The organism is Dankookia sp. P2, assembly GCF_050632255.1.
Taxonomy (GTDB): Bacteria; Pseudomonadota; Alphaproteobacteria; order Acetobacterales; family Acetobacteraceae; genus Paracraurococcus.
The window spans coordinates 744,851-770,822 of sequence record NZ_CP192581.1 but is presented as its reverse complement, the minus strand read 5'-3'; the positions used below and the strand labels follow the sequence as shown (position 1 = coordinate 770,822).

The 25,972-nt window shown below is 72.4% G+C and carries 26 protein-coding genes and 2 pseudogenes; 10 read left to right on the top strand and 18 right to left on the bottom strand.

Annotated elements, in window-relative coordinates:
- Positions 1-9 precede the first annotated feature (9 nt).
- The 5 genes and pseudogenes from folP (at position 10) to ACQ86J_RS04545 (ending at position 5,334) form a co-directional block, all read left to right on the top strand.
- Complete coding sequence (gene folP / locus ACQ86J_RS04565; protein WP_431270192.1) at positions 10-1,056, top strand: dihydropteroate synthase; 1,047 nt, start codon at positions 10-12, stop codon at positions 1,054-1,056.
- A gap of 61 nt (positions 1,057-1,117) precedes the next feature.
- Positions 1,118-2,483, top strand: a pseudogene (glmM, locus tag ACQ86J_RS04560) (phosphoglucosamine mutase).
- Positions 2,484-2,542: 59 nt separating this feature from the next.
- Positions 2,543-3,352, top strand: coding sequence for a bifunctional hydroxymethylpyrimidine kinase/phosphomethylpyrimidine kinase (gene thiD / locus ACQ86J_RS04555; protein WP_431272291.1), 810 nt, complete (start codon positions 2,543-2,545; stop codon positions 3,350-3,352).
- Entirely contained in the window at positions 3,352-4,236 is an 885-nt protein-coding gene (locus ACQ86J_RS04550; RefSeq protein ID WP_431270191.1) for a PhzF family phenazine biosynthesis protein, read from the top strand. Before thiD ends, ACQ86J_RS04550 begins: the two co-directional genes overlap by 1 nt.
- 144 nt (positions 4,237-4,380) lie before the next feature.
- Complete coding sequence (locus ACQ86J_RS04545) at positions 4,381-5,334, top strand: calcium-binding protein (RefSeq protein ID WP_431270190.1); 954 nt, start codon at positions 4,381-4,383, stop codon at positions 5,332-5,334.
- On the opposite strand, the gene ACQ86J_RS04540 is transcribed toward ACQ86J_RS04545, so the two are convergent.
- From ACQ86J_RS04540 to ACQ86J_RS04520, 5 genes are all read right to left on the bottom strand, one after another.
- Positions 5,327-6,190: an AI-2E family transporter gene (locus ACQ86J_RS04540; protein WP_431270189.1), complete on the bottom strand. Its 864-nt coding sequence runs from the start codon at positions 6,188-6,190 to the stop codon at positions 5,327-5,329. The genes ACQ86J_RS04545 and ACQ86J_RS04540 overlap by 8 nt on opposite strands.
- Positions 6,184-6,339 (bottom strand): hypothetical protein, encoded by a 156-nt coding sequence (locus tag ACQ86J_RS04535; protein ID WP_431270188.1) that lies wholly within the window; start codon positions 6,337-6,339, stop codon positions 6,184-6,186. The genes ACQ86J_RS04540 and ACQ86J_RS04535 overlap by 7 nt, the downstream gene beginning before the upstream one ends.
- A gap of 89 nt (positions 6,340-6,428) precedes the next feature.
- Entirely contained in the window at positions 6,429-7,388 is a 960-nt protein-coding gene (locus tag ACQ86J_RS04530; RefSeq protein ID WP_431270187.1) for a Bug family tripartite tricarboxylate transporter substrate binding protein, read from the bottom strand.
- Between the two features lie 45 nt (positions 7,389-7,433).
- Positions 7,434-8,264 (bottom strand): MBL fold metallo-hydrolase, encoded by an 831-nt coding sequence (locus ACQ86J_RS04525; protein WP_431270186.1) that lies wholly within the window; start codon positions 8,262-8,264, stop codon positions 7,434-7,436.
- A gap of 40 nt (positions 8,265-8,304) precedes the next feature.
- Positions 8,305-9,411, bottom strand: coding sequence for a ring-opening amidohydrolase (locus tag ACQ86J_RS04520; protein ID WP_431270185.1), 1,107 nt, complete (start codon positions 9,409-9,411; stop codon positions 8,305-8,307).
- 259 nt (positions 9,412-9,670) lie between these two features.
- Between ACQ86J_RS04520 and cnbZ the strand changes: the two genes are divergently transcribed.
- Positions 9,671-10,225, top strand: coding sequence for a 2-amino-5-chloromuconate deaminase CnbZ (gene cnbZ, locus ACQ86J_RS04515; protein WP_431270184.1), 555 nt, complete (start codon positions 9,671-9,673; stop codon positions 10,223-10,225).
- 418 nt (positions 10,226-10,643) lie between these two features.
- Here the strand turns inward: cnbZ and ACQ86J_RS04510 are convergent, their stop codons facing one another.
- The 10 genes and pseudogenes from ACQ86J_RS04510 to ACQ86J_RS04465 form a co-directional block, all read right to left on the bottom strand.
- Positions 10,644-11,195, bottom strand: coding sequence for a LemA family protein (locus tag ACQ86J_RS04510; RefSeq protein ID WP_431270183.1), 552 nt, complete (start codon positions 11,193-11,195; stop codon positions 10,644-10,646).
- 11 nt (positions 11,196-11,206) lie between these two features.
- The gene (locus ACQ86J_RS04505; protein ID WP_431270182.1) at positions 11,207-12,598 is read right to left on the bottom strand and encodes a M48 family metalloprotease; all 1,392 of its coding nucleotides are present in this window, start codon (positions 12,596-12,598) and stop codon (positions 11,207-11,209) included.
- Positions 12,544-14,121: a siroheme synthase CysG gene (gene cysG / locus ACQ86J_RS04500; RefSeq protein WP_431270181.1), complete on the bottom strand. Its 1,578-nt coding sequence runs from the start codon at positions 14,119-14,121 to the stop codon at positions 12,544-12,546. The genes ACQ86J_RS04505 and cysG overlap by 55 nt, the downstream gene beginning before the upstream one ends.
- 133 nt (positions 14,122-14,254) lie before the next feature.
- Positions 14,255-14,995, bottom strand: a complete 741-nt coding sequence (locus tag ACQ86J_RS04495; RefSeq protein WP_431270180.1) for an ABC transporter ATP-binding protein — start codon at positions 14,993-14,995, stop codon at positions 14,255-14,257.
- Positions 14,996-15,062: 67 nt separating this feature from the next.
- The gene (gene ntrB / locus ACQ86J_RS04490; protein WP_431270179.1) at positions 15,063-15,554 is read right to left on the bottom strand and encodes a nitrate ABC transporter permease; all 492 of its coding nucleotides are present in this window, start codon (positions 15,552-15,554) and stop codon (positions 15,063-15,065) included.
- Complete coding sequence (locus ACQ86J_RS04485; RefSeq protein ID WP_431270178.1) at positions 15,443-15,925, bottom strand: ABC transporter permease; 483 nt, start codon at positions 15,923-15,925, stop codon at positions 15,443-15,445. Before ACQ86J_RS04485 ends, ntrB begins: the two co-directional genes overlap by 112 nt.
- A 1-nt stretch (position 15,926) precedes the next feature.
- Positions 15,927-17,192: a CmpA/NrtA family ABC transporter substrate-binding protein gene (locus tag ACQ86J_RS04480; protein ID WP_431270177.1), complete on the bottom strand. Its 1,266-nt coding sequence runs from the start codon at positions 17,190-17,192 to the stop codon at positions 15,927-15,929.
- A gap of 252 nt (positions 17,193-17,444) precedes the next feature.
- Positions 17,445-17,927, bottom strand: coding sequence for an ABC transporter substrate-binding protein (locus ACQ86J_RS04475; protein WP_431272290.1), 483 nt, complete (start codon positions 17,925-17,927; stop codon positions 17,445-17,447).
- A gap of 104 nt (positions 17,928-18,031) precedes the next feature.
- Positions 18,032-18,214: pseudogene (locus ACQ86J_RS04470) on the bottom strand (ABC transporter substrate-binding protein); the annotation flags it as partial.
- Between the two features lie 342 nt (positions 18,215-18,556).
- On the bottom strand, positions 18,557-19,108 hold the full coding sequence (locus ACQ86J_RS04465) for an ANTAR domain-containing response regulator (RefSeq protein WP_431272289.1): 552 nt from the start codon (positions 19,106-19,108) through the stop codon (positions 18,557-18,559).
- A 138-nt stretch (positions 19,109-19,246) separates the two neighbouring features.
- Here ACQ86J_RS04465 and ACQ86J_RS04460 point away from each other — a divergent pair, with 138 nt between their 5' ends.
- The 4 genes from ACQ86J_RS04460 (at position 19,247) to ACQ86J_RS04445 (ending at position 23,267) form a co-directional block, all read left to right on the top strand.
- Positions 19,247-20,314: a Bug family tripartite tricarboxylate transporter substrate binding protein gene (locus ACQ86J_RS04460; protein WP_431270176.1), complete on the top strand. Its 1,068-nt coding sequence runs from the start codon at positions 19,247-19,249 to the stop codon at positions 20,312-20,314.
- A 52-nt stretch (positions 20,315-20,366) separates the two neighbouring features.
- Entirely contained in the window at positions 20,367-20,975 is a 609-nt protein-coding gene (locus ACQ86J_RS04455) for an FAD-dependent monooxygenase (protein WP_431272288.1), read from the top strand.
- Positions 20,858-21,619 carry an FAD-dependent monooxygenase gene (locus tag ACQ86J_RS04450; RefSeq protein ID WP_431272287.1) on the top strand — a complete coding sequence of 254 codons (762 nt, stop codon included), beginning with the start codon at positions 20,858-20,860 and terminating at the stop codon, positions 21,617-21,619. Before ACQ86J_RS04455 ends, ACQ86J_RS04450 begins: the two co-directional genes overlap by 118 nt.
- A 220-nt stretch (positions 21,620-21,839) precedes the next feature.
- On the top strand, positions 21,840-23,267 hold the full coding sequence (locus tag ACQ86J_RS04445) for a M20 family metallopeptidase (protein ID WP_431272286.1): 1,428 nt from the start codon (positions 21,840-21,842) through the stop codon (positions 23,265-23,267).
- A 52-nt stretch (positions 23,268-23,319) separates the two neighbouring features.
- Here ACQ86J_RS04445 and ACQ86J_RS04440 read toward each other — a convergent pair whose 3' ends face one another.
- The 3 genes from ACQ86J_RS04440 to ACQ86J_RS04430 are packed head-to-tail and all read right to left on the bottom strand — an operon-like array spanning position 23,320 to position 25,641.
- Positions 23,320-24,045, bottom strand: coding sequence for an SOS response-associated peptidase (locus tag ACQ86J_RS04440; RefSeq protein ID WP_431270175.1), 726 nt, complete (start codon positions 24,043-24,045; stop codon positions 23,320-23,322).
- Between the two features lie 17 nt (positions 24,046-24,062).
- Complete coding sequence (locus ACQ86J_RS04435) at positions 24,063-24,200, bottom strand: hypothetical protein (protein ID WP_431270174.1); 138 nt, start codon at positions 24,198-24,200, stop codon at positions 24,063-24,065.
- Positions 24,154-25,641 (bottom strand): Bug family tripartite tricarboxylate transporter substrate binding protein, encoded by a 1,488-nt coding sequence (locus tag ACQ86J_RS04430; RefSeq protein ID WP_431270173.1) that lies wholly within the window; start codon positions 25,639-25,641, stop codon positions 24,154-24,156. Before ACQ86J_RS04430 ends, ACQ86J_RS04435 begins: the two co-directional genes overlap by 47 nt.
- Positions 25,642-25,972: the final 331 nt, after the last annotated feature.

Genomic DNA, 25,972 nt, shown 5'->3' with positions numbered 1-25,972 from the left:
ACAGATGGATTGAGCCGCTGGGTCTTCTCGAAGGCCCGGCGGCTTTTTGCGGCCCGCGACGGGCTCGCCCTGCCGCTGCAGGGCGGGCACCTGGCCTTCGCCCTCGCGCGGCTGATCGAGGACGGTGCCGATCGCGGCATCCTCCCGGTGCAGGCGATCCCCGACTCCTGGCGGGATCTGCTGCCCGCGCTGACCCGCCGGCCGCCGCCCTTCGCCGAGATCGAGCCCGCCGAGCCCGGCCGGCCACTGGTCATGGGCATCGTCAACGTCACGCCCGACAGCTTCTCCGACGGCGGCGAGACCGCCGGGGCCGCCGCCGCCATCGCCCGCGGCCATGCCATGCTGGCGGCCGGGGCCGACATCCTCGACATCGGCGGCGAGAGCACCCGGCCCGGCGCCGACCCCGTGGCGCCGGAGGAGGAGATCCGCCGCATCCTGCCGGTGGTGCGCGACCTGGCCCGGGCCGCGCCGGTCTCGGTGGACACCCGGCATGCCGCCACCATGGCGGCGGCGCTGGAGGCCGGTGCGGAGATCGTCAACGACGTCGCCGCGCTGCGCCACGACGGCGCGGCGCCACAGGTGGTGAGGGATGCCGCCGCGCCGGTGGTGCTGATGCACATGCCGGGCACCAATCCCCGCGGCATGCAGGCCGAGGCCCGCTACGCCGACGTGGTGCTGGAGGTTGCCCGCTTCCTGCGCGACCGGGTGGCGACGCTCGAACGCCTCGGCATCCCGCGCAGCCGGATCGCCATCGATCCCGGGATCGGCTTCGGCAAGACCATGCAGCACAACCTGGCCCTGCTGGAGCGGCTGCCGATCCTGGCCGGGCTCGGCTGCCATCTGCTGGTCGGGCTGTCGCGCAAGCGCTTCCTCGGCCGCATCGCCGGGATTCCGGAGGCCGGTGCCCGCATGGTCCCGAGCGTCGCCGGAGCGGTCTTCGCCGCCAGCCGCGGCGCCGGCATCCTGCGGGTGCACGACGTCGCGGAGACGGTCCAGGCCCTTGCCGCCTGGCGCGCCGCGGCAACCGGTGCGGCGGCGGATCTCCTCACGGTTTGATGGACCGCGGGCGTACACTTCGCTACTCCATGTCTCGACCATACCGCGCATTGGGGCCGTCATGACCGTACCTCCCCGCCGTCTCTTCGGCACCGATGGCATCCGCGGCACCGCCAACAAGGCGCCGATGGATGCCGCGACCGCGCTTCGCCTCGGCCAGGCGGCCGGGCGCTACTTCAACCGCGGCACACATCGCCACCGCGTCGTCATCGGCAAGGACACCCGCATCTCCGGCTACATGCTGGAGCCGGCGCTGACCGCCGGCTTCATCGGCGCCGGCATGGACGTGGTGCTGGTCGGGCCGCTGCCGACCCCGGCCATTGCCCTGCTGACGCGGAGCCTCCGGGCCGATCTCGGCGTGATGATCAGCGCCAGCCACAATCCCTATGAGGATAACGGCATCAAGCTGTTCGGCCCGGACGGGCTGAAGCTCTCGGACGCCCAGGAAGCGGCGATCGAGGCGCTGATGGACGGCGACCTCGCCGCCGCGCTGGTGTCGCCGGCCAGGCTCGGCCGTGCCAGCCGGATGGAGGACGCGCCCGGCCGCTACATCGAGGCCGCGAAGCAGTCCTTCCCGCGCGGCATGACGCTTGAGAAGCTGCGCATCGTCGTCGATTGCGCGCATGGCGCCGGCTACAAGGTGGCGCCGACCGTGCTGTGGGAAGCTGGGCGCGGAGGTGGTGCCGGTCGGCGTCGCGCCGGACGGGTTCAACATCAACAACGGCGTCGGCTCCACCGCGCCGGCGCGGCTGGCCGAGATCGTGCGCGAGCGCCGCGCCGATATCGGCATCGCGCTCGACGGGGATGCCGACCGGCTGGTGCTGGTGGACGAGGCCGGGTCGATCATCGACGGCGACCAGATCCTGGCCCTGATCGCCGATTTCTGGCACGCGCAGGAACGCCTGCGCGGCGGCAACGTGGTTGCCACCGTCATGTCGAACATGGGGCTCGAGCGCTACCTGCGCGAGCGCGGGCTCGGCCTGCTGCGGACCAGTGTCGGCGACCGCTATGTCGGCGAACGGATGCGCGAGGCCGGCTGCAACCTCGGCGGCGAGCAGTCCGGCCACATGATCATGACCGATTTCGGCACCACGGGGGACGGGCTGATCGCCGCCCTGCAGGTGCTGGCGGTGCTGGTCGGCGGCAGCCGCCCGGCCAGCGAGGTCTGCCGCTGCTTCCGGCCGCTGCCGCAGCGGCTGGTCAATGTGCGCTACAGCGGGACCTCGCCGCTCAAGCATGCCGAGGTGCAGCGCGAGATCGCCGCGCATGAGGAGAAGCTCGGCGAGCGCGGCCGCATCCTCATCCGCGCCAGCGGCACCGAGCCGGTGATCCGGGTGATGGCCGAGGCCGAGGACGAGGCGCTGGTCAACGACACGGTCGAGACGCTGGCCGACGCCATCCGGTCGCGGGCGAAGGTGCCGGCGTGACCGAGTCCGATGACCGCAGCGGTGCCAGCCGCGAAGGTCTGGATCGGCCGCGCGGGACGATCGGCCGCGTCCTGATCGTCGCCGGCTCCGATTCCGGCGGCGGCGCGGGCATCCAGGCCGACCTCAAGGCCGTCACCGCGCTCGGCGGCTTCGCCGCCACCGCCATCACCGCCCTGACCGCGCAGAACACCGAGGGTGTGCACGGCGTGCTGCCCGTCCCCGTCGCCTTCATCCGCCAGCAGATCGAGGTGGTGCTGCGCGACATCGGCGCCGATGCCTTGAAGTGCGGCATGCTGCACGACGTGCCGACGATCGAGGCGGTCTGCGACGCGCTGGCCGCCGAGGCGCCCGGCCTGCCGCTGGTCGCCGACCCCGTGATGGTCGCCAAGGGCGGCCACCCGCTGCTGCAGCCCGACGCGGTCGAGACGCTGAAGCACCGCCTGCTGCCGATGGCCGCCGTCATCACCCCCAACCTGCCGGAGGCCGAGGTGCTGCTCGGCCGGCCGATCGCTGATGCGGCGGCGATGCCGGCGGCGGCCGAGGCGTTGCTGGCGCTCGGCCTCCGCGCCGTGCTGCTGAAGGGCGGCCACCTGGAGGGCGAGCGCCTGGTCGACATCCTGGCGACACCCGAGGGGATCACCCGCTTCGAGGATCTGCGGATCGAGACGCGCCATACCCATGGCACCGGCTGCACCCTGGCCTCGGCGATCGCCGCCGGGCTGGCGCAGGGGATGGCGCTGCGCGACGCGGTGACCCGCGCCCGGGCCTATGTGCGGGCGGCGATCCTGGCCGCGCCTGGCCTCGGCCGGGGGCACGGCCCGCTCGGCCATGCCGTCACGCTCGACCCGGCCCGGCTGGCCGCGCTCTGATGCGCCGCTTCCCCTTCGTCACGGTCGATGTCTTCACCGACCGGCGCTTCGGCGGCAACCAGCTGGCGGTCTTCCCCGATGCGCGCGGCATCACGGACGCCGAGATGCAGGCGCTGGCGGCCGAGCTGAACCTGTCGGAGACCACCTTCGTCCTGCCGCCTTCCGACCCCGCGAACACCGCCCGGGTCCGCATCTTCCACCGCACCGCGGAGATGCCCTTCGCCGGGCATCCGAATGTCGGCACCGGCTTCGTGCTCGCCGACCGCGCGGTGGAGGGCGTGCTGCGCTTCGAGGAGATCGCCGGGCTGGTCGAGGTACGGCTCGACCGCGACGGCGCCGGCGCGGTCACCGGCGCCACCATCGCGGCGCCGCAGCCACTGGCGATCGGGGGCGGGATGCCGCTCGACCTGGCCGCCGCCTGTGCCGGGATCGCGCCGGAAGGGATCGTCACCGCCCGGCACGCGCCGACCATCGCGGCCGATGGCGGCAACCCGCGCCTGCTGCTGGAGGTGACGCCGGAGGCGATGGCGGCGGCGGTGCCGGATCTGCCGGCCTTCCGCCGCGCCGTGGCGGCGACGCCCTCGCTCGGCGGCAAGCTCTCGCTCTACCTGTACCGCCGGGACGGCGCCGGGCTGCGCGCGCGGATGTTCTCGCCGCTGTCCGGCACCTGGGAGGATGCGGCGACCGGCAGCGCGGCGACGCCGCTGGCCGGCTTCCTGCTGTCCCTCTCGGGAGCGGAGTCCGGCGCCTGGGACATCGTCCAGGGGGTCGAGATGGGCCGGCCCAGCCTGCTGCGCACCACCGCGCGGCGCGGTCCGGACGGCATCCGCGCGACGGTCGGCGGCGGCTGCGTGCCGGTGCTGCGGGGCGAGGCGCTGCTATAGCCCGGGACCTCTCCGGCCGTGCCGGGCCGCCTTCGGCGTGGTCCTCGGTCAGCAAGCGATATCGCGCGAGCGTGACCCGCGCGGCTGGCCGCCCTGAGCCCGATCAAAGAGGGCAACCGCGATGCGCGCGAGACTTCCCCAGCCATGGGGGAGTTGCGCCATGTCGTTCATTGCGAGTTTGGATCACATCATTTCCGCCGCCGCGGACCGGCTCCCCACCCAGCTTCCGGCAGGCCTCGGCCCGCTCCTTGGCCTGGTCGCCGCGCCTGGCGCCGACCTCCTGCCGGGGAGCAACCTGGCCGACCGGCTCAGCGGGGAGAGGGCGACGACACGCTGATCGGCGGCGGCGGCAACGACACCCTTCTGGGTGGCCCGGACCGCATCCTGCCGCTGGCCTTCATTCCGCCCGCCCAGGATGCCGATCTCCTGATCGGCGGACCGGGCGCCGACCTCCTGCAGGGTGGCTGGGGCAACGACATCCTGCTCGGCGGCAGTGGCAACGACATGCTGGACGGAGGCTCGGGGCACGACACGCTGCTCGGGGGTGACGGGAACGATCTCCTCGTGGCGAGCCAACCCAGGTCCCTGACCTTTGGCTACTCCGCCCAGGACGACGGCGACCTGCTGGTCGGCGGTGCCGGCGACGATGTCCTGCGCGGTGGAGCGGGGGCGGACACGCTCTGGGGGGGCGACGGCGACGACATCCTGCAGGGCGACGCCGGCCGCAACCAACTCATCGGTGGGGACGGTGCCGATCGCTTCGTCTTCGGCAGCCTGGCGGGGTCCATCCGCTACTGGTGGACCGCTGTCGGCGAGGACAGCGTCATGGATTTCCAGCAGGGGCAGGACCGCCTGGATGTCGCATCGCTCTTTCCGCACGGTGGCCAGGGCCCGGCGGGCGTGTTCATCGGCCAGGCCGCCTTCAGCGGCTCCGGCCAGGCCGAGCTGCGATACTACTACGCAGGCGATTGGACCGTGGTGGAGATGGACAGCCCGGCGATGCGGCCGGGCTTCTCGCCGAGCGCCGACGGACAGGCCGACGGCAGCATCCGCCTGCTCGGCCACATCGCCCTGACCGCCGGAGATTTCATCATTTAGCTTCGGTGGAGGTAGGCGCGGGCGGCTCCCGCTCCAGCCAGCCCTCCACATAGGCCTTCTTGACCACCACCATTCCGAGCGCCGAGAGCGGCGCCGCCAGCGCCACGCCGAGCAGGCCGAACAGCGCCCCGGTCAGCACCTGGACGATCAGCAGCAGCGCTGGCGGCAGATCGGCGGTGCGCGCCTGCACCATCGGCGTCAGGAAATTCCCCTCCACCGTCTGCACCGCGACGATCAGCCCGACCACCCAGAGCCCGAGCATCGGGTCCTCGGTCATCGCCAGCAGCACCGCCGGCACGCCGCCGATGACCGGACCGAGCACGGGGATAAAGTTCAGCAGGCCGATGATGGTCGCCAGCAGCCCGGCCAGCGGCACGCCGAGCGCCCAGAAGCCGAGGAAGGTCAGCGTGCCCGCCACCACCATAGCGAAGGCCTGTCCCAGCAGCCATCCGCGCAGCGTGTGGCCGGCCTCGGCCAGGGTCTCCTGCACCCGGCCATCGAGCCGCGGGTCGAACAGGCTGCGGAGGCCGGAGAGGTAGCCGCCCGGCTGCACCGCAAGGTAGAGCGCCAGCAGCACCACGAGCACCAGGTTGCCGAGGCCGCCCAGCGTGCTGCCCGCCGCCTTGGCCGCCGTCGCCGCGGCATTCTCCACCCCGCCGCTGCCGATCAACTGGCCCGGTGCCGCCTGGCGCAGCAGCCAGTCGCCCCAGGCGGTCCCGGCGATGCGGCCGCGCAGCGCCTCGAGGCTCTTCGGCAGGCTCTGCGCCAGCTGCGTCGCCTGCTCGGCCAGCGGCCCTGCGGCGGCCCAGACGGCCAGGCCCAACGCCGCCACCACCAGCACCGCGACGATCAGCACCCCGGCCCAGTCCGGCAGGCCGGTGCGGCGCGCCAGCGGATCACCCCGGCATGCAGGGCCAGCGCCAACAGCACGGCGGCGAAGCCGAGCAGCGGGACCTCCGGCACCAGCCAGAGCAACAGGAACAACAGTCCGAACAGGACCAGCACGGAGCCTTGCGCACGCGTCATGACGGGGCGAACGGCCGGTGGCGGCGGCGGTTCCGCTGGCGATCCGGATTGCTGCGGGCCGCGGCAACTCAGTCGGCGCGGATATTCGCCTCCCGCACCACCCTGCCGTGCAGCGCAGATTGGCCATCGAGGAAGTCCGTGAATTCCTCCGGCGTGTTCGGCCGCACCAGCCCGCCCAGCGCCACCAGCTTCGCGGCGATGGCCGGCTCCGCCGCCGTGGCGTTGAGCGCGGCGTTCAGCCCGCGGCGGATCTCCTCCGGCGTGCCGGCCGGCAGGAAGACGCCGTTCCATTCATAGGTTTCGAAGCCCGGCAGCGTCTCGGCGACCGCCGGCACGCCGGGCAGCACCGGCACCGCCTCCCGCCCGGTATGGGCGATGACGCGCGCCGTGCCGGCGCCGACATGCCCGACGCTGCCGGGGACGTTGCTGGATTGCAGCTGGATGCGCCCGGTCACCATGTCGTTCCGCGCCGCCGGCGCGTCGCGGTAGACCACATGGTTGATCTGCACCCCGGCCATCGCATTGAACAGCGCAAGCGTGATGTGCTGGGCCGAGCCGATGCCCGAGGTCCCCGCATCGATCGTCCCCGGCGCCGCCCGGGCCGCGGCGATCAGCTCCGGCACCGTGCGCGGGGCGAAGAATTTCGACCCGAGGATGGTGTTCGGCGTGACGAGGGAAAGGAAGACCGGCAGGAAGTCGCGCCGCGTGTCGTAGGGCAGCTTCGGCCCGAACAGCGCCGGGTTCACCGAATGCGCCGTCGCGTCATAGAGCAGCGTGGCGCCGTCGGGCGGCGCGCGGGCGACCACCGAGGCGGCGATGGTGCCGGCGGCGCCCGGCCGGTTCTCCACCACGTAGCTCTGGCCGGTGCGTTCGGAGAGCCGCCCGAAGAGCAGGCGGCAGACGATGTCCGCGGTGCCGCCGGCGCCATAGGCGTTGACGACGCGGATGGCGCGCGCCTGGTTCGTCCCCTGCGCCCGGACGATCCGCGGGGCGGCCAATGCGCCGCCCAGCAGCGCGCGCCGGTGCATCTCAGGCCGAGGTCGGCATGAAGCGGAAGCCGTCGCCCCAGCGCGTCACATGCCCGGTGGAGGGGAGGGGAAATGCGCGGTGCAGACCAGCCGCCCGGTGTCGCACTGGTGCTCGAGGAACCTGCGCCGCGTCGCCGCCGACTGCGCCTGGTCGGAATCCGCCCGCATCGACAGCTCCGGGTAGCGCGCCTGCAGCGGCGAATGTATCAGGTCGCCGGTCAGCACGCCGATGGTCTCGCCCTTGCCGAGCTCGACCGCGTAGTGGTCGGGCGTATGGCCCGGCGTCGGGATCAGCCGGACATGGTCGTTCAGCGCGGCATCGGTCCGCACCATCTCCGCCTGCCCGGTGGCGACGATGGGCAGCACGCTGTCCTCGAGGATCGGGTTCGGGACCTTGGCGTGCTCGGCCGACCAGTAGGCGTATTCCTTCTCGCCGAAGACGTAGCGGGCCTTCGGGAAGGTCGGCACCCAGCGGCCATTCTCCAGCCGCGTGTTCCAGCCGACATGGTCCACATGCATGTGGGTGCACATGACATAGTCGATGTCGTTCACCGAGACGCCGGTCGCCGCCAGGTTGCGCTGCCAGGCATCGGCCGTCTTCATATGCCAGAAGGGCCGTGTCGGGCGCTGCTTGTGGTTGCCGACGCAGGTATCGACCAGGATCGTGTGATGTGGCGTGCGCACCAGGTAGGACTGGATGCAGAGCCGCAGCTTGCCGGTCGCCGGGTCGATCGCCGCGGGTTCCAGCCAGGGACGGTTCTCCTCCAGGGTCTCCTTCGTCAGGGTGGGGAAGAACTCGAGCGGGTCGAAGAGCGGCGTCTCCTCCTCGATCACCCGATGGATCTCGAGGTCGCCCAGCGCGGATTTCGTGCTCATCCTTCGTTTCCCCGTCCCTTGTCGGGCCGAGTGTACCCATTCAGCCCCGCCGCGCCACCACCGCCACCGGCCCGCCGCCATCCGGCCCCTGGTGCTCGGCGCCGCCGCTGACGAAGATATCCGTGCGGCCGACCGCGCCGGCGATGACGCCGCCGACCAGGGCGCGGGCATGACGGGTGGCGTTGATGTCGCTGTCATCGGCCATGATATGCCGCCGGCCGCGGATCAGCCCGGTCGAGGAAGGCTCGGCCTTGGCGAGCACAGCCACCAGCCTCTCCTGCTCGGCGGGCGGTAGCTGGCCGTCCTCCGGCCGCAGCCCGGCGGCGCGCAGCGCGGCATGCACGGCGGGCAGGTCGATGGCATCGCGCATCACCGCATGGGCGATGGCGAGGTCACCGCCCCAGGCCGGGCTGTTGCCTAGCACGATCACTTCGTTCCGCAGCAGCTCGACCCCGGCCGAGGTGCTGGCCCGGCCCGAATACAGCGACCAGTCCGCGCCGATCGCCGCCTCCGGCACGCGGTCCAGCTCGCCGAGCGCGAGCGCCACGCCGAGCGCCGAGGCGCCGCGCGACAGCCCCATGGAATGGTAGGTGTCCTCGGTCGCCACCGTGCGGCCGCGCGCGCGGGCGTCGGCGATGCGCCCGCTGGTCAGCAGCGGGCACTTGACCTGCACGTAATGGACCTGCGCCGGGTCGGCGATGCCGGCCTCGGCCATGGCGGCGCGGACAGCGGCGGCGGTGGCCTCGACCTGCGGGATGCGGCCGAGTTCCTCCGGCGCGAAATCGGCGGTGAAGCCGGTGCCGATGGCCAGCGCGCCGGCCGGCTCCGGCGCCGCGGCCTCGCCCACGGCGAGCACCAGGAAATGTGGCGAGAGCCCGCCCTCGGTGCCGCCCGACATCACCATGGCGATGCGCGCGGCGACGCTCTCCGGCGCCTCGCCCAGCCTTCGCCCGAGCATCAGCGACAGCGCCTGCACCGCATAGGCGCGGGTGAAGTCGTTGACGCAGCCATTGCCCTCCGTCTTGCCCAGCACGGCGACCACCGCGCGCGGGTCGAGCGTGCCGGCCTCGAACAGCGCCTCGATCGCCGAGGTGTCGCCGGGATGGCGCATGGGGACGCGGTGGAGCAGGGCGCGGCGTGCTGGCATGGGTGGTCCGATCGGCTGGTTCGGTGGCAGCATAGCGACGGCACCCAGGGAGGCGAGGCATGTACGAGACGCGCGAAAGGCCGGGCGACGGCTACCGGTACATCCCGGCGGTCTTCCAGTATTCGGCGGGCGTTGCGGCGCTGCCGGGCTTCCGGATCGAGCGGGTGCGCTTCGCCGAGCCGGTGCCGATGGCGGCCGGCTTCGCCCGCATCGCCGACTACCTGCAGGGCATCGGCCGGCCGCTCTCGGCCTTCTGCCAGTGCAGATTGCGCTCCCCGGCCAGTTCACCGAGGCAGGCTTCCGCCAGTTCAACCTCGGCTATGCCAGGGTGCTGGGCGAATGGGGGATCCTGTCGGGCAGCGACAACCCGGTGGCGCGCAGCAATGTCTGCCCCGAGCTGACCCCGCCGGCCGAGCCGGGCTTCCATGCCTTCTCCTACACCGTGCCGGAGTCCGGCGCGGCGCCGAGCTTCGCCACCGCGGGCAGCGGCGAGAGCACCGAGGGCAAGGGCAGCTACGAGGAGCAGACCATCGCGCTGGGGGATGTCTCCCCCGCCGGGCTACGCCGCAAGGCGGCCTTCGTGCTGGGCGAGATGGAGCGGCGCATGCAGGCGCTGGGCGGGTCCTGGGCCATGGCGACCGCGGCGCAGGTCTACACCATCCATGACATCCATCCCTTCCTCGGCGACGAGCTTGTGGCGCGCGGCGCGGCGCGGCATGGCGTGACCTGGCACCACTGCCGGCCGCCGGTGGTCGGGCTGGAATACGAGATGGACGTGCGCGGCCTGCCGCTGGAGCGGGTGATCCCGGCCTGAGGGCGGGGATTCCGTTGCGGTTCCAGGTGCTGGCGTGTATAGGAATACCGTCAAAGGCCTCGCCATGTCCGGGCCGCTGGGCGGGCGGGGCGGGGGCGGGATTGAAATGCTCAATTCCTGAATTCCTGAGGCCTGGATCGGACAGGACCGCGGTGGAACTGCGGTTGCGCGGATCGGGACCGGATCGGCCTCAACCGGATTGAGCGACATTGAGCCGGATTGAGGTTGAAAACCAAAATCGTGGGCCCGGGGGAAAGGCAAGGTCGGGGAGAAGGCATTCTCCCCGCACGCGTCATCGATTTCCATGTGTCGGCCGTCGCCGCGCGGCGAGCGCCAGATCCACAGAAGGCAAAGATGCAGTCTCGGGAGGAGACGCTTTCTCCTCCCGAGGCTTGCTCCCTGTCGTCCCGGATGCGCGTCAGAAGGCCACCACCGGCTTCGCCCTGGCCTCCGCCGGCACCTCGAAGAACCGCTCCGGCGCGAAGCCGAAGGGACCCGCCAGCAGGTTGGACGGCACGGTCTGGATGCGGTTGTTGTAGTCCATCACGGCGTCGTTGAGGAATTGCCGGGCGAAGGCGATGCGGTTCTCGGTGGTCGCCAGCTCCTCCTGCAGCGCCTTCATGTTGTCGCTGGCGCGCAGCTCCGGCACCGCCTCGGCCAGGGCCAGCAGCCCCTGCACCTGGCGGCCCAGCGCGGCCTCGGCCGCGGCGCGGGCGGGGATGTCGGCGCCGGCGGCGGTGGCGGCGCGGCGGGCCTCCAGGATGCGGTCGAAGATGCCGCTCTCATGCTTCATGTACCCGCGGACGCTTTCGACGAGGTCGGGGATCAGGTCGCTGCGGCGCAGCAGCTGCACGTCGATCTGCGCCCAGGCGTTGCGCACGCGCATCCGCGCGGTGACCAGCCCGTTGTAGAGCCAGGCCAGCACCACCAGCAGCAGCACGACGATCCCGAGGATCCACCAAGCGGACATCGCATTCCCCTTCAGAGCCGGAGGATGAGCGAGGCGAGGCCGGCCCCGCCCAGCACGGAGAAGAAGGAGGCGCCGACCAGCAGCAGCCCCACCATGCAGGCCAGGGCGCCGAACAGCGGCACCAGCAGCGCCAGCAGGAAGAACACGAGCGCCGCCTTCCATCCCGGCAGCGCCGCAATGCCGCGCAGCCCGGCGAGCAGGCCGGTGCGCGGCGCCGGGCCGGCGCCGAGCGCGGCCAGGCGCGCGAGGCGCTTCCCGATCGCCGGCGTCAGCGCCGCGACCATGCTGGCCCGCGCCCGGAAGCCCTGCGCCGCGCCCTGCTGCGGCGCGTGGAAGAAGCCGAGCTCCTGCAGCGCGCCGCCCGGCGGCAGGCCGCCCATGTCGATCCGCCGCAGCGCGCTGGCCAGCGCTTCCGGGTCGCGCAGCAGCTGCACCGCGACCGCATCCGCGAGGTAGCGCCGCGCCCGCCAGAGCAGGCCGAGCGGCCAGCCGAAGACGAAGAGCATCCAGAGCGAGACCAGCAGCTTCTGCACCAGCGTCAGCAGCATCCAGGGCAGCAGCGGCGCCACCAGCAGCGCGCCGAGCGGCGGCCAGCGCTCGGCGAGGCTCATCACCCGGATCATCGGGTCCATGCTGTCGGGCGCGGTGCCGGCGGCGAGGCCCGCGGCCAGCCGCCCGGCCCGTGCCGCCGGCAGCAGGCCGAGCACCGCGCGGGCCAGGTCGCCGAGCGTGGTCCAGGCGGCGCGGCGGAAGGGCAGGTCGAAGGCCAGCACCATGGCGCCGAGCGTGCCGAAGACCGCCTGCACCGCGGCCGCCAGCCGCAGGTCGCCGCTGCCGATCGAGCCGACGAGATGCGCCACCACCCCCTGGGTCTCCCGCCGGTCCAGCCGTTCCAGCAGGCCGCGCGTGGCAATGATCGCGGCGTCGTGGTGGGAGGCGCCGAAGGCCGCGGCATTGGGCTCCGCCGCATCGACCAGCAGCAGGCGCGCTACCGGCAGGCCTGCGGCGAGCGACAGCTCGGCCAGGATGTTGCCGAGCTGGCGCTCCTCCGCATCGGCCTCATGCGGCGGCCGGGCGGCGAGGTCGGCCGCGGCGGCGGCGATGGCGCTGCGGCGGTGGAAGCCGGCCAGCCGCAGCCAGACCAGGGCGGCGAAAAGCATGCCCGGCAGCACAAGCTGCGCCGCGTGCAGGAACAGGGGCATGGCCTGCTTGGCCGCGGCGGGGCCCTGCGCGTCGAGGAGGTCGAGGCCCTGAGCGAAGGCGGCGACACAGCTGCCGATCCAGGCATCCAGCCCGTGCAGCGCCGCCAGCATCGCCGCCGGCGCCAGGCCGAGCCAGGCCAGCAGCTTCAGGCCGAGCGCCAGCAGCAGCAGCACCAGCGGCCCGGTGATGGTGCTGAGCACCGCGCCGAGCCCCGCGGCAAGGCCGAGGCAGAGCAGTGCCCAGAGCCGCGCATGGCGGCGCCGCCTGGCCTGCTCGGCGAAGAAGGTCGTGCGCTCCGCCGGAACGGCGGCGATCCCGGACATCGTTCCGGCTTACACGGGAATGCCGGGTCCGGATGGGGACTGGAGCGAAAGTGACGGAGGCGGCTGCTGCCCCAGCGCCAGCTAGGCCGCCAGCGGTGCCTGCGCCCAGCCCGCCGTGCCGCGGCCGACCGCCTCGCCCACCAGCAACAGCGCAGGCCCGCCCTCGACCCAGGCCTGGGCCCCGGCCGCGACGCTCTCCAGCGTGCCGCGCAACACCCGCTGGCGGCTGGTGCCGCCGCGTTCGACCACCGCGGCCGGGGTCGCGGGGAGAGGCCCTGCGCCACCAGCCCGTCGCGGATCTCCCGCAGCATGGTGATGCCCATGTAGATCGCCAGGGTCTGGCCCGGCCGCACCAGGCCGGAGACGTCGACCCTTCCGTCGCGCCGGTGGCCGGTGACGAAGGTGACGGCGCGGGCGGCGTCACGGTGGGTCAGCGGGATGCCGGCGCCGGCGGCGCAGGCCAGCGCGGCCGTGACGCCGGGGACGACCTCGCAGGCGATGCCGGCTTCGGCGAGCGCCTCGGCTTCCTCCCCGCCGCGGCCGAAGACCAGCGGGTCGCCGCCCTTCAGCCGCACCACGCGCTTGCCCTCCCGCGCGAGGCGGACCAGAAGGGCGTTGATCTCCTCCTGCACCATGCAGTGGTTGGCGCGGGCCTTGCCGACGAAGATCCGCTCGGCGTCGCGCCGGGCGAGCTCGAGAACCTCCTCGGTGCCGAGCCGGTCATGGACGATGACATCGGCCTCGCCGAGCAGCCGCAGCGCGCGCAGCGTCAGCAGGTCCGCCGCGCCCGGCCCGGCGCCGACCAGGTGGACGATGCCGGGCGGCGCCGTGTCGGCGCCCTGGAGCGCCCGGGTGAAGGCGGCGTCGGCCTCGGCCTCCCGCCCCGCCATGGCGAGGTCGGCAGCCGGGCCGGACAGCGCCGCGTCGAGGAAGCGGCGGCGGGCGACGAGGTCGGGCAGCCGGCGGCGGACGGCGGACTTGAAGCGCTCCGCCATGGCGGCGACGCGGCCGAGGCCCATGGGCAGCACCGCTTCGATCCGCTGCCGCACCTGCCGGGCGAGCACCGGGGCGGCGCCGCCGGTCGAGATGGCGATGGTCACCGGATCGCGGTCGATGATCGCCGGCATCAGCGCGGTGCAGAGCGCGGGCTTGTCGACGACGTTCACCGGGATGCCCCGGGCGCGGCAGGCCTCGGCCAGCGCGGCCAGCTCGGGCTCGGGCGCATCGGCGCCGATGGCGATGGCGCAGCCCTCCAGCAGGGCGGGGGAGAAGGCCGCGGCGAAGCGGATCTCGGCCCCGGCCTGGCGGAGGATGGCGGCCTTCCGCTCCGCGACCTCGCCGGTGCCGAGGACGAGCGCGACCCGGCCCTTGAGGTCGAGGAAGACGGGAAAATGCAGCATGCGGCGGGGGGCTCCGGCGGGGTTGGCGGCATGTGGCCGGTTCGCGGGGCGACCGCAAGCATCTCCGCCCCGCAATGTTGGAATAGCTGGCTATGCCGGTCCGCGACGGTGGTATTGTCGCCGCGGACCGGGATCAGGCGGCGGACAGCGCCGGGTTGGCATGCCGCGCATGGAGGAATCCCAGCACCGCCGTGCGCGCCGCGACGAAGACCGGGTCCGCCGCCAGGGCCAGCCGGTCGCGCGGCCGCGGCAGCCCGACCTTGAGGATCTCGCCCACCGTCGCGTTCGGCCCGTTGGTCAGCATGACGATGCGGTCGGAGAGCAGCACGGCCTCGTCCACGTCATGGGTGATCATCACGACGGTCGTGCCGCGGGAGGCATGGATCTCCATCACCTGGTCCTGCAGGTGCGCCCGGGTCAGCGCGTCGAGCGCGCCGAAGGGCTCGTCCAGCAACAGCACCTTGGGCCGCATCGACAGCGCCCGGGCGATGCCGATGCGCTGCTTCATGCCGCCGGAGATCTCGGCCGGGCGCTTGTCCTTCGCATGGGTCATGTGCACCAGCGCCAGGGTCTCAAGCACCCAGTCGTGCCGCTCGGCCTTGCTCATCCGGCGGCCGACGGTCTGGTCCACCGCCAGCCGGACATTCTCGTAGCAGGTCAGCCAGGGCAGCAGGCTGTGGTTCTGGAAGACCACGGCGCGGTCGGGGCCGGGGCCGTCGATCTCCCGGCCCTCCAGCACCACGCCGCCGGCGGAGGGCGGCAGCAGCCCGGCGATGACGTTCAGCAGCGTCGACTTGCCGCAGCCGGAATGGCCGATGACCGCGATGTATTCGCCGCGGGCGATCTGCAGGTCCACCTGCCGCAGCACCGGCACCGGGCTGCGCGGGAACTGGATGGAGAAGCTGGGAGATGTCGAGGAAGCGCTCGTCGGTCAGCATGGCTCAGCTCTCCTGCGTGCCGCGGGTGGCGATGCGTCCGGCAAGTGCCACGATGCGGTCGAGCGCGAAGCCGACCAGCCCGACATAGACCAGCGCCACGATGATGTCGGAGAGGTTGGAGCTGTTCCAGGCATCCCAGACGAAGAAGCCGATGCCGACGCCGCCGATCAGCATCTCTGCGGCGACGATCGCCAGCCAGGACAGGCCGATGCCGATGCGGAGGCCGGTGAAGATGTAGGGCGCGGCGGCCGGCAGCACGATCTTCCAGAAGAAGGCCGGGCCGCGCAGGCGGATCACGGCGGCGACGTTGCGGTAGTCCTGCGGCACGTTGCGGACGCCGACCGCGGTGTTGATGATGATCGGCCAGACCGAGGTGATGAAGATCACGAAGATCGCGCTGGGCTGCGCCTCGCGGAAAGCGGCGAGCGAGAGCGGCAGCCAGGCCAGCGGCGGCACGGTGCGCAGCACCTGGAAGATCGGGTCGAGCCCGCGCATGGCGAAGGGGAGGTGCCGATCAGCAGCCCGGTCAGGATGCCGACGACGCCGGCGATGGTGAAGCCGAGCGCCACGCGCTGCAGGCTGGCGGCGAGGTGCCAGAACAGCCCCTTGTCCAGCCCGCCGCGGTCGAAGAAGGGATCGGTGATGAGGTCGTAGCTGTCGGCCCACACCTTGGAGGGTGGCGGCAGTGTTGCGGCCGGCCCGCTGGCGAGGAACTCCCAGAGCCCGAGGAAGACGGCCAGGATCATCAACGGCGGGATGACATTGGCCAGCATCGGCGCGACGCGGGATGGCTGCGGCAGCTTCGCCAGCAGCGGCCGCGACATCTGCGCCGGGGCCGGCGCGGGCTTGGTGGAGACGGCGGTCATCTCAGGCCCCCGCGAGCTTCTTGATGGAGAGGGAGGCGAGGTAGGCGGCCGGGTTCTCGGGGTCGAAGACCTTGCCGTCGAAGAAGGTCTCGCGGCCGCGGCTGGTGCCGGTGGGCATCTCGGCCTGCTTCACCCCGGCCATCTCGGCGGCCTCGCGCCAGAGCGCCTGGCGGTTGACCTGGGCGATCAGCGCCTTCGTGTCGGTCGCTTCCGGCAGCACGCCCCAGCGGATGTCCTCGGTCAGGAACCACAGGTCGTGCGAGGGGAAGGGGTAGCTGGCATGGTCGCGCCAGAATTTCATGAGCAGCGGCGAGCCCTCGACCTTGCGGCCGTCGCCGTAGTCGATGTTGCCCAGGGAGCGCTGCAGGATATCGGCGACGGGGACGTTGAACCAGGCGCGCTTGCCGATGATGGCGCACATCTCGGCCTTGTTCGCCGCCTCGTCGCACCAGCGCTGCGCCTCGATCACCGCCGCCGTCAGGGCGCGGGCCGCGTTCGGGTGCTTCTCCACCCAGTCCCCGCGCATGCCGAGCGACTTCTCCGGATGGTCGCGCCACAGCTCGCCGGTGACGGCGGCGGTGAAGCCGATCTTCTGGTTGACCAGCTGGTCGTTCCAGGGCTCGCCGACGCAGAAGGCGTCCATGGTCCCGACCTTCATGTTGGCGACCATCTGCGGCGGCGGCACGACGATGGTCTGCACGTCCTTGTCGGGATCGATGCCGCCGGCGGCCAGCCAGTAGCGGAGCCACAGGTCATGGGTGCCGCCGCGGAAGGTCATGGCGACCTTGCTCTCCTGCGTCAGCGCCTTCTTCAGCGAAGCGGCCTCGATCGTCGGCCTCAGCGCCCTGTGCTTCTCGCCGACCGAGAGGCCCTGGCCGTTGGTGTTCAGCCGCGCCAGGATCACCATCGGCACCGGCTGGCTGTTCTGCGTGACGCGGCCGGTCGTCATCAGATAGGGCAGCGGCGTCAGGATATGCGCGCCGTCGATGCCGCCGCGCTCGCCGCCGAGCACCAGGTTGTCGCGCGTGGCGCCCCAGCTCGCCTGCTTCGACACCTCGACATCGGGCATGCCGTGTTTGGCGAAGAGGCCCTTCTCCTTGGCGATGATCAGCGGCGCGCTGTCGGTCAGGGCGATGTAGCCGAGCGTCGCCTTGGTGACTTCGGGCCTGGTCGGGCCTTGGGCGAAGGCGCCGCGCGGGGTGGCGGCGCGGGCTGCGGCCAGCAGCGCGGCGGTGCCGGCAAGGGCCTGGCGGCGGGTGAGGCTCATGGGCGGGTCTCCGGCATCGAGGCAAGGGGCAGGTCGGCGGGGGGCGTGCCGGGGGCGGGGGGCTCCACCTCCCGCAGGCGGGCGGCGGCGGCCCGCCAGAGGTCCTGGCGCCAGGGGGCGAGGGCGGTGGCCTCGGCGATGCCGGGCGGGATGTGTCCCCAGCGGCGCATCTGCCGCAGCCACCAGCCGGCCTGCTCGCGGCGCGGCAGGGTGGCGGTGCGGAAGCGGAGCGGCGCGGCCTGCATCAGCCCTTCAGCGGTGCCGTCGAAGGCGGCGCCGATCGCACTGGCGGAGAGGTCCGGGAAGGCGCGGCGCTGCAGGATGTGCACCGCCTCTGCCTTGTTCTCCGGCTCGTCCAGCCAGCGCGTGGCGGCGATGACGGCGGCGGTGCAGGCGGTGGCGCTTTCCGGGTCGCGCAGCGCTCTGGGCGGCGGCGAAAGCCAGCACCTTTTCCGGGTGGTTCGGCCAGATGTCGCCGGAGGACAGCGCGATGGTGCCGACGCCCTGCTCGGCGGCATGGCTGCCCCAGGGCTCGCCGGCGCAGAAGCCGTCGATGGCGCCATCGGCCAGGCGCCGGGCGCAGAGCGCCGGCGGCACCACCAGCAGCCGCAGGTCGCGGTCGGGGTCGAGGCCGGCCGAGGCGAGCCACCAGCGCAGCAGGTAGTTGTGCGAGGAATAGGCGAAGACGACGCCGAGCGTGATCGGCCGGCCGGCGGCGGCGCGGCGGCGCGCCACGGCGGCGAAGGCTGCGGCCGGCAGCGGCCGGGGAAGCGGCCGATCTCGGCGGCCAGGGCGCGGGAGATGGTGAGCGTATTGCCGTTGGCGCCGAGCCCGGCGGCGACCGTCACCTGTGCCTGGACGCCATCCAGCCCGGCCGCGAGGGCGATCGGCATCGGCCCCAGCAGCTGCGCCGCGTCCAGCGCGCCGAAGGCCAGCTTGTCGCGCAGTGCCGCCCAGGCGCTTTCGATCGACAGCGTGACGCGCAGCCCGACGGCATCAAAGAGGCCGAGATCCTCGGCCACCAGCAGCGGTGCCGCATCGGTCAAGCTGCACGCAGCCGAGCCGGAGCGTGCGCGCGGCCGGACGCCGTAGGGCGCGGCGGGGGACGGTCAGGTCGGGGTCCAGGGTGTCGGATGGCACGCGGGCGGACCTCCGGCCGGGAAGGCCAGATGCGGACCGCCTTTGGGCCGCGGACGGATGGGGCGCGGCTCGACCGGGGCAACCCCACCGATCGGCAGGCCCGCGCCGTTGCGGACCATCGCGTGCCGTCAGGAAAGCCGAAGACGACCGCGCGGGTCAAGTGAAAATGCGTGATTGTTAGGCAAAAAACCTACTGTGTCGCAAAATAGGTCAAATCAAAGGCATTATGCCTGATATTTGCCCACAACCTGGGCCGCCACTACCCCGAGCTTCTGCCCCCGGTCCATCGCCATCCGCCGCAGCCGACGATAGGCCTCCGGCTCGGTCATCCGGTGCTTCTGCATCAGCACCGCCTTGGCGCGGTCGACCAGCCGGCGTTCCTCCAGGTCCTGCCGCGCCGCGGCCAACTCGTCGCGCAGCGCCTGATGGGCGCGGAAGCGGCGGATCGCCACCTCGATCACCGGCCGAACCCGGGCCGGGGCCATGCCCTCCACGACATAGGCGGCGACGCCCGCCTCGAGCGCCGCCTCGATCTGCTCGGGCGCGGCCTTCTCGGCGAAGAGCACCACCGGGCGCGGCTCGTCCCGGTGCAGCGCGCGCATGCCTTCCAGCTCGTCGCGCGAGGGGTCGTCGAGGCCGCAGACGATGACCTCCGCGCCCGAATCGCGCACCGCCCGCGTCAGCTCCGCAGTGCCGCCCACCACGCCCACCACCATGCAGCCGGCGGCGACCAGCCCGGCCTCCACCGCCGCCGCGCGGTCGCCATCGCTGTCCACAAGCAAGACTCGCAGAGTCACGGTCCCCCGACACCCCGGGCCGCAGCCGGCCCCTGATCCGCCAAGGCACAGATCGTGCCGCGATACGGAGGTGGCGCAGCCCCGGGGCTGGGGCAGCATCGCGGCGGAGGAAACCCGATGCTGCAACGCCCTGGACGCCGTGCCCTGCTGGCCGTGGCGGGCACCGCCTGCCTGGCCAAGCCCGCCTTTGCCCAGACCGAGGGCTGGCCTGCCCGCCCGGTGCGCATCGTGGTGCCCTTCACGCCGGGCGGGTCGAATGATGCCATCGCCCGGCCGCTGGCCGAACGGCTGCAGGCCCGCTTCGGCCAGCCCTTCGTGGTGGAGAACCGGCCTGGCGCCGGCAGCGCGGTGGGGGTCGCCGCGGTGGCGCAAAGCGCGCCGGACGGGCACACCCTGCTGCTGACGACGTCATCCATCACCGCCATCGGCCCGGTCCAGGGCACCGGCTTCAACCCGGGCGCCGAGCTGGATGCGGTGGCGCTGCTGGCGAAGGCGCCGCTGATCGTGCTGACACCGCCCGACTCGCCGATCGGCTCGATCCAGGATCTGCTCGCGGCCGACCGAGCGAGGCCGCGCAGCCTGCACTACGCCAGCTCCGGCCCCGGCAGCACCACCCATATCGCCGCGGAACTCTTCAACCTGCGGGCCGGGGCGACGCTGCAGCACGTGCCCTATCGCGGCACGGCGGGGGCGCTGACCGACCTCGTGGCGGGGCGGGTCGACCTGATGTTCACCACCATCGCCAGCGCCGCCGGGCAGATCCGCGGCGGGCTGCTGCGGATCATCGCCTATACCGGGGAGGAGAGGCCGCCCGGCACGCCGCCGGCGCCCACGGTGCGGGCTGCCGGAATCGACTACGACGCGGGCATCTGGTGGGGGCTGTTCGGCCCGCACGGCCTGCCGCCCGGGATCCGCCGGGCGCTGAACGAAGCGGCCAATGCGGCGCTGGCGGAGCCGGGCTTCGCCCGCGGCCTGGCCAGCGAGGGTGCCCTGCCGGCGCCGCTGCCGCCCGAGGCCGTCGCCGCCTTCCTCGCGGTCGAGATGGGCGAGATGCGCGAGGTCGTGGCCGCGGCGCAGAATCCGGGCGGATTGACGCTCCGCATCCGGGCGGATCGACGCTCCGCGTCGGGTTGGATCGACGCTCCGCGTCGGGGCGGATTGACGCTCCGCGTCGGGGCGGATTGACGCGGCGTGGCCCGGCGCCTCCATACTGCGGCAATCCCGGCGGGGGCACAGCATGTCCGGCATCCTGGTCATCGGCGGCGGCATCGGCGGGCTGACCCTCGCGCTCTGCCTGCACCGGAACGGTATCCCCTGCACGGTGGTGGAGGCCGCCGCCGAGGTCCGGCCGCTCGGCGTCGGGGTGAACATCCTGCCGCATGCCGCCGCCGAGCTGGCCCGGCTGGGGCTGGAGCCGGCCCTGGCCGCGGCCGGCGTGCAGCCGACCGAGGCGGATTTCTTCAACCGCTTCGGCCAGCACGTGCACCGGGAGGCGCTGGGCCGCGCCGCCGGCTACGACCACCCGCAGCTGTCGCTGCACCGCGCCGACCTGCATGCCGCGCTGCTGGCGGCGGCGCGGGAGCGGCTGGGGGAGGGGGCGATCCTGCTCGACCGCCGCGTCGCGCATATCGACCAGGACGAGGACGGCGTGACGGTGGAATTCACCCCCGGGCGCGGCGGCGGCGTGCCGCCCCGCTGCGCGGCAGCGTCGCCATCGGCGCGGACGGCATCCATTCGGCGCTGCGCCGCCAGCTCTACCCCCAGGAGGGCGAGCCGAAATACACCGGCTACAACATGTGGCGCGGGGTGGCGCGCTGGCCGCCCATCCTGGGCGGCGCCTCGATGACCCGGGCCGGCTGGCTGAAGAACGGCAAGATGGTGCTGTATCCCATCCGCCACCACGAGGACGGGACGCAGCTGCTGAACTGGGTCTTCGAGGTGGAGACCGAGACCCACCGGTCGCGCCGCGACTGGAACCGGCCAGGCGAGGTGGACGACTTCATGCCCTGGATCCGCGACTGGGTCTTCGACTGGCTCGACGTGCCGGCGATGGTCCGCGCCAGCGAGCTGGTGCTGGAATTCCCCATGGTGGACCAGGATCCGCTGCCGCGCTGGACCTTCGGCCGGGTGACGCTGCTGGGCGATGCGGCGCATCCGATGGTGCCGCGGGGCTCGAACGGCGCCGGGCAGTCGGTGCTGGATGCGCGCTGCCTCGCGGACCTGCTGGCGAAGCACGCCGACGACCCCGAGGGCGCCTTGAAGGCCTATGAAGCCGTGCGGCTGCCGGCGACGACGCAGGTGGTGCTGACCAACCGGAAGAACCCGCCCGACGCGATCCTGCGCGAGGTCTTCCTGCGCACCGGCGACCGGCCCTTCACCCGGATCGAGGAGGTGATGACCCGGGAGGAGATGCTGGCGATCACCGGCGGCTACAAGCAGGTCGCGGGCTACGACCTTGAGAGCCTGAAGGCGAAGGCCGGCGCGGCGTGAGCCGGCGGGCCGAGCCAGGAGGCGCAGGCTTGTCCGCTGGTCGGGGCAGGGCGGCGTGTCGTAGGGACCGGGAGGAAATATTCTCCCCGGCCCGCTCATCTCTGTCTGGGAATCCCGTACCCTCCGCGCGGCGGCACCCGTCTCACGCAAAGGAAGGGTGGGGTTTGAGGAGGGAACACGTTTCCCGCCCCGACCTCGCCCAAGTCTCAGGAACACGATGATGCAGAACACCGAGGAAATCTGGCGCCTGGTCGATGCGAAGAAGTCCGAGTTCGAGGATCTCTCGGACCGCGTCTGGCACATGCCGGAGCTGGCTTATACCGAGACCCGCTCCTGCGCCGAGCATACCGCGATGTTGCGCGAGCATGGCTTCCGCGTCACCGAGCGCGTCGCCGACATCCCGACCGCGGTGATGGGCGAGGCGGGCGAGGGCGGGCCGGTGATCGCCATCCTCGGCGAGTACGACGCGCTGCCCGGCCTGTCGCAGGAAGCCGGCCTCGCCGAGCAGCGGCCGCTGCCGGGGCCGGGCTTCGGCCATGGCTGCGGCCACAACCTGCTGGGCTCGGCGGCCATGCTCGCGGCGACCGCGGTGAAGGACTGGCTCGCGGCCAACAAGCTGCCCGGCCGGGTCCGCTACTACGGCTGCCCGGCCGAGGAGGGCGGCGCCGCGAAGGGCTTCATGGTGCGCGACGGCGCCTTCCGGGACGTCGACATCGCCATCTCCTGGCACCCCGCCGCCTTCGCCGCGGTGCAGGAGGCATTGTCGCTGGCGAATACCCGGATCGACTTCAGCTTCGCGGGCCGCGCCAGCCATGCCGCGGCGGCGCCGCATCTCGGCCGCAGCGCGCTCGATGCGGTCGAGCTGATGAATGTCGGCGTCAACTACATGCGCGAGCACATGCCCTCCGATGCCCGCATCCACTACGCCTATCTGGATGCCGGCGGCGTCGCGCCGAACGTGGTGCAGCCGACGGCGAAGGTGCGCTACCTCATCCGCGCGCGCGACCTGGTGGAGCTGCGACGGCTGATCGAGCGGGTGCGGAAGATCGCCGAGGGCGCCGCGCTGATGACCGAGACCAGGGTCGAGGCGAAGGTGGTCAGCGGCGTCTCCAACCTGCTCGGCAACCTGCCGCTCGAGCGCGCCATGCAGTCGAACCTCGACCGTCTCGGGCCGCCGCCCTTCGATGAGGCCGACCGCGCCAAGGCCGCCGAATTCCAGGCGACCCTGAGCGAGGAGGACATCGCCGCCGCCTGGCGCAAGATGGGCTTGGCCGTGCGGAAGGGCGTCTCGCTCTGCGACGTCATCGTGCCGCTCGACCTCAAGGGCGCGCCGATGGTGGGCAGCACGGATGTGGGCGACGTGTCCTGGGTGGTGCCGACGGTGCAGGCGCGCGGCGCGACCTATGCGATCGGCACGCCGGGGCATTCCTGGCAGCTCACCGCGCAGGGCATGCTGCCGGCGGCGCACAAGGGCATGGTGCATGTGGCCAAGGTGATGGCCGGCACCGCGGTGGACTGCCTGCGCGACCCGGCGCTGATCGAGGCCGCCAAGGCCGACCTGGCGGCGCGGACCGAGGGCGCGCCCTACGAGCCGGTGCTGTCGCCCGACGTTCAGCCGCCCTTCGACATGTCGAAGACCGCGGCGTGATGGCGCGGCGGCGATCCAGGCCCGGCGCCAAAGCGCGCCGGACGATCGCTGCCTAGTCGCTGAAATCCGGCGGGGCGTCGTCCAGCCCCGCCGGGGGCATCGCCAGCGGGTCGCGCGCCAGCAGGCCGGCATCGTTCTCCGCCACCTTGTTGACCCGCGGCGTCACCGGCCAGGCCGCGACCATCCCGGACGGGCAGGGACGCAGCAGGGCCAGCAGATCCTCCGCCTCGGCCGGTTCCTCGCCGAGCCAGTGGCCCCAGGCCTCGGGCGGCAGGATCACCGGCATGCGGTGGTGCATGGCCGCCAGTTTCTCGTTCGCATCCGTCGTCACGATGGTGCAGGTTCGCAGGATGCTGCCGTCCGGCGCCCGCCAGCCTTCCCACAACCCGGCCAGCGCCATCGGCGCGCCATCCGCCAGCGCGATGGCATAGGGCTGCTTCGACTTGCCGTCGGTGCGCCATTCGTAGAAGCCGTCCGCGGTGACCAGGCAGCGGCGCTTGCGGAAGGCCTCGCGGAAGGCGGGCTTCTCGGCGACGCTCTCGGACCGGGCATTGATCATCTTGGCGGCGCCGGAGGCATCCTTGGCCCAGCGCGGCACCAGCCCCCAGCGCAGCGGGTCGAGGTGGCGCAGCCCGGTCTCCGGGTGGCGGCGCACCACCATCGCATCCTGGGTCGGGGCGCGGTTCCAGCTGGCCGCGAAATTCGGCAGCGGGTTCACCGTCTCGAAGTAGCGCGCGACTGAAGCCGGGCCGCGCTGCTGGAAATAGCGTCCGCACATCCTGGAGGATTAGCGGGTCAGTGCTTCCGCAGATAGAGCGGCGTCTCGCCCATCACCCGGAAGGCATGGTCCGCGGCGAACAGGTCGGCGTAGTGCAGCACATGCGCTTCAAGGTTGCGGCCATGGAAGGGGGCGTTGGTGGCATGCGTCGCCACCGTGCTGACCACGGTATGGGCGAAGCCGAGCTCCTTCAGCAGCATGGCGCCGATCACCCCATGCGGCAAGCTCGTGGTAGAGCGGGGTATGGACCGCGCCGGCGCCGTCGCGGCGATAGAGCAGCGGCTTGTCGACATCGTGCAGGATCAGGATCGGCACCAGCACGTCGGGGTCGAACGCGACATCCCAGTCCGCGGCCGCGCGCCGGCCGAGATCGACGCCGGCGCGCGTCACCTCGTTCACGTGCTGCATCAGCGGAAAGAAACCGCCGCCGGGGGAGAAGGGCATGTCCTCCAGCCGCTCATGCGAGGAGGAGGCCCATGAACTGGCCCAGGCGGTGACGATCGCCTCCTGCAGCGGGGCGGATACCAGGTCAAGCCCGAAGAGCCAGTCCTGGACCGCCTGGCGGCGGGAGTTGCTGCCGCGGTCGATGATATAGGGCTGCGTCATCGTCAATCGATCCGAATATTGGCCTTCTTCACCATTTCGGCGAAGAAGGCGATCTGCTGCTCGCGGAAGGCGGCGAATCTCGTCGATGCTGTTGGCCCGGGTCAGGGCGCCGAGGCCGGTCAGCTTGGCCAAGACCGTTGGATCGCGCACAACCGCGTTCAGCTCCGTATTGAGTTGCTGCATCAGCTCGGTTGGCGTGCCGGCCGGGGCAAAGATGCCGTTCCACTCCCAGGTTTCGAACCCCGGCAGGAATTCCGCCATGGCCGGGATGCCCGGCAGCACGGCGATCGGCGAGGGCCCGCAATGCGCCAGGCAGACCGCCTGGTTCGCCTGGGTCAGCGGCAGGGTCGAGGGCACGTTGCTGAACTGCAGCGGCACCTGCCCCGTCGTCAAGTCGTTCCGCGAGGCCGCGATCTCCTTGTAGACGATGTGGTTGATCTTCACCCCGGCGAGCTGGTTGAACAGCTCCAGCGAGACATGCTGCACCGTGCCGATACCGGTCGAGGAGCAGTCGACCTTGCCGGGATTGGCGCGCGCCAGGGCGATCAGTTCCGGCACCGTCTTCGCCTCGAAGCCCGGCCAGCGCATCAGCGTGTTCGGTGTCAGCATTGCCAGGAAGACCGGCAGCAGCTCCTTCCGCGTGTCGTAGGGCAGCCGGCTGCCGAAGAGCGACGGGTTCACCGAATGCGCCGTGGCGTCATAGAGCAGGTTGTAGCCATCGGCCGGGGCGCGGGCGATCACCTGCGCCGCGAGCGTGCCGGCGGCGCCAGGCCGGTTCTCCACCGTGAAGGCCTGGCCCATGCGTTCGCCCAGCGCGGCGAAGAGGATGCGGCAGACGACATCCGCGGTGCCGCCGGGGCTGTAGGCATTCACCACCCGCACGGCGTGGTTCGGGTAGCGTCCCTCTGCGCGCAGCACCGTTGGGGCGAGAAGGCCGGCGGTGGCTGAAGCCAGCAGGATGCGGCGCCGCGGCCGCGCAGGCTTGGACATGCTTGGGTCCTCTCCCATCGCCGGCTTCGTGGCCGGGCCGTTCCGGCTATCCTGCGGCGCGTGGCGCGGCCCCGCAAGCAGCCCGGCCTTGGACGCGGGTGCGCAGCCTTCGGCATGCGGCGGTGGCGGCTTGCCCGCTGCGGGGACGCCGGCCAGTCTGCCGCGCAAGACAAGAACGGATGGCGGGTCCGCCCGCCCGGGAGCCGACGCCATGAACGTGATGACTCCGCAGACCCTGACGCCGGAGGCCGCCGCTGCCGCCTGGGTCGAAGCCTTGCCGCGGCGCTGGAGCAGGGGATGCGGCCGCCGCGGCGGCGCTCTTCACCCCCGG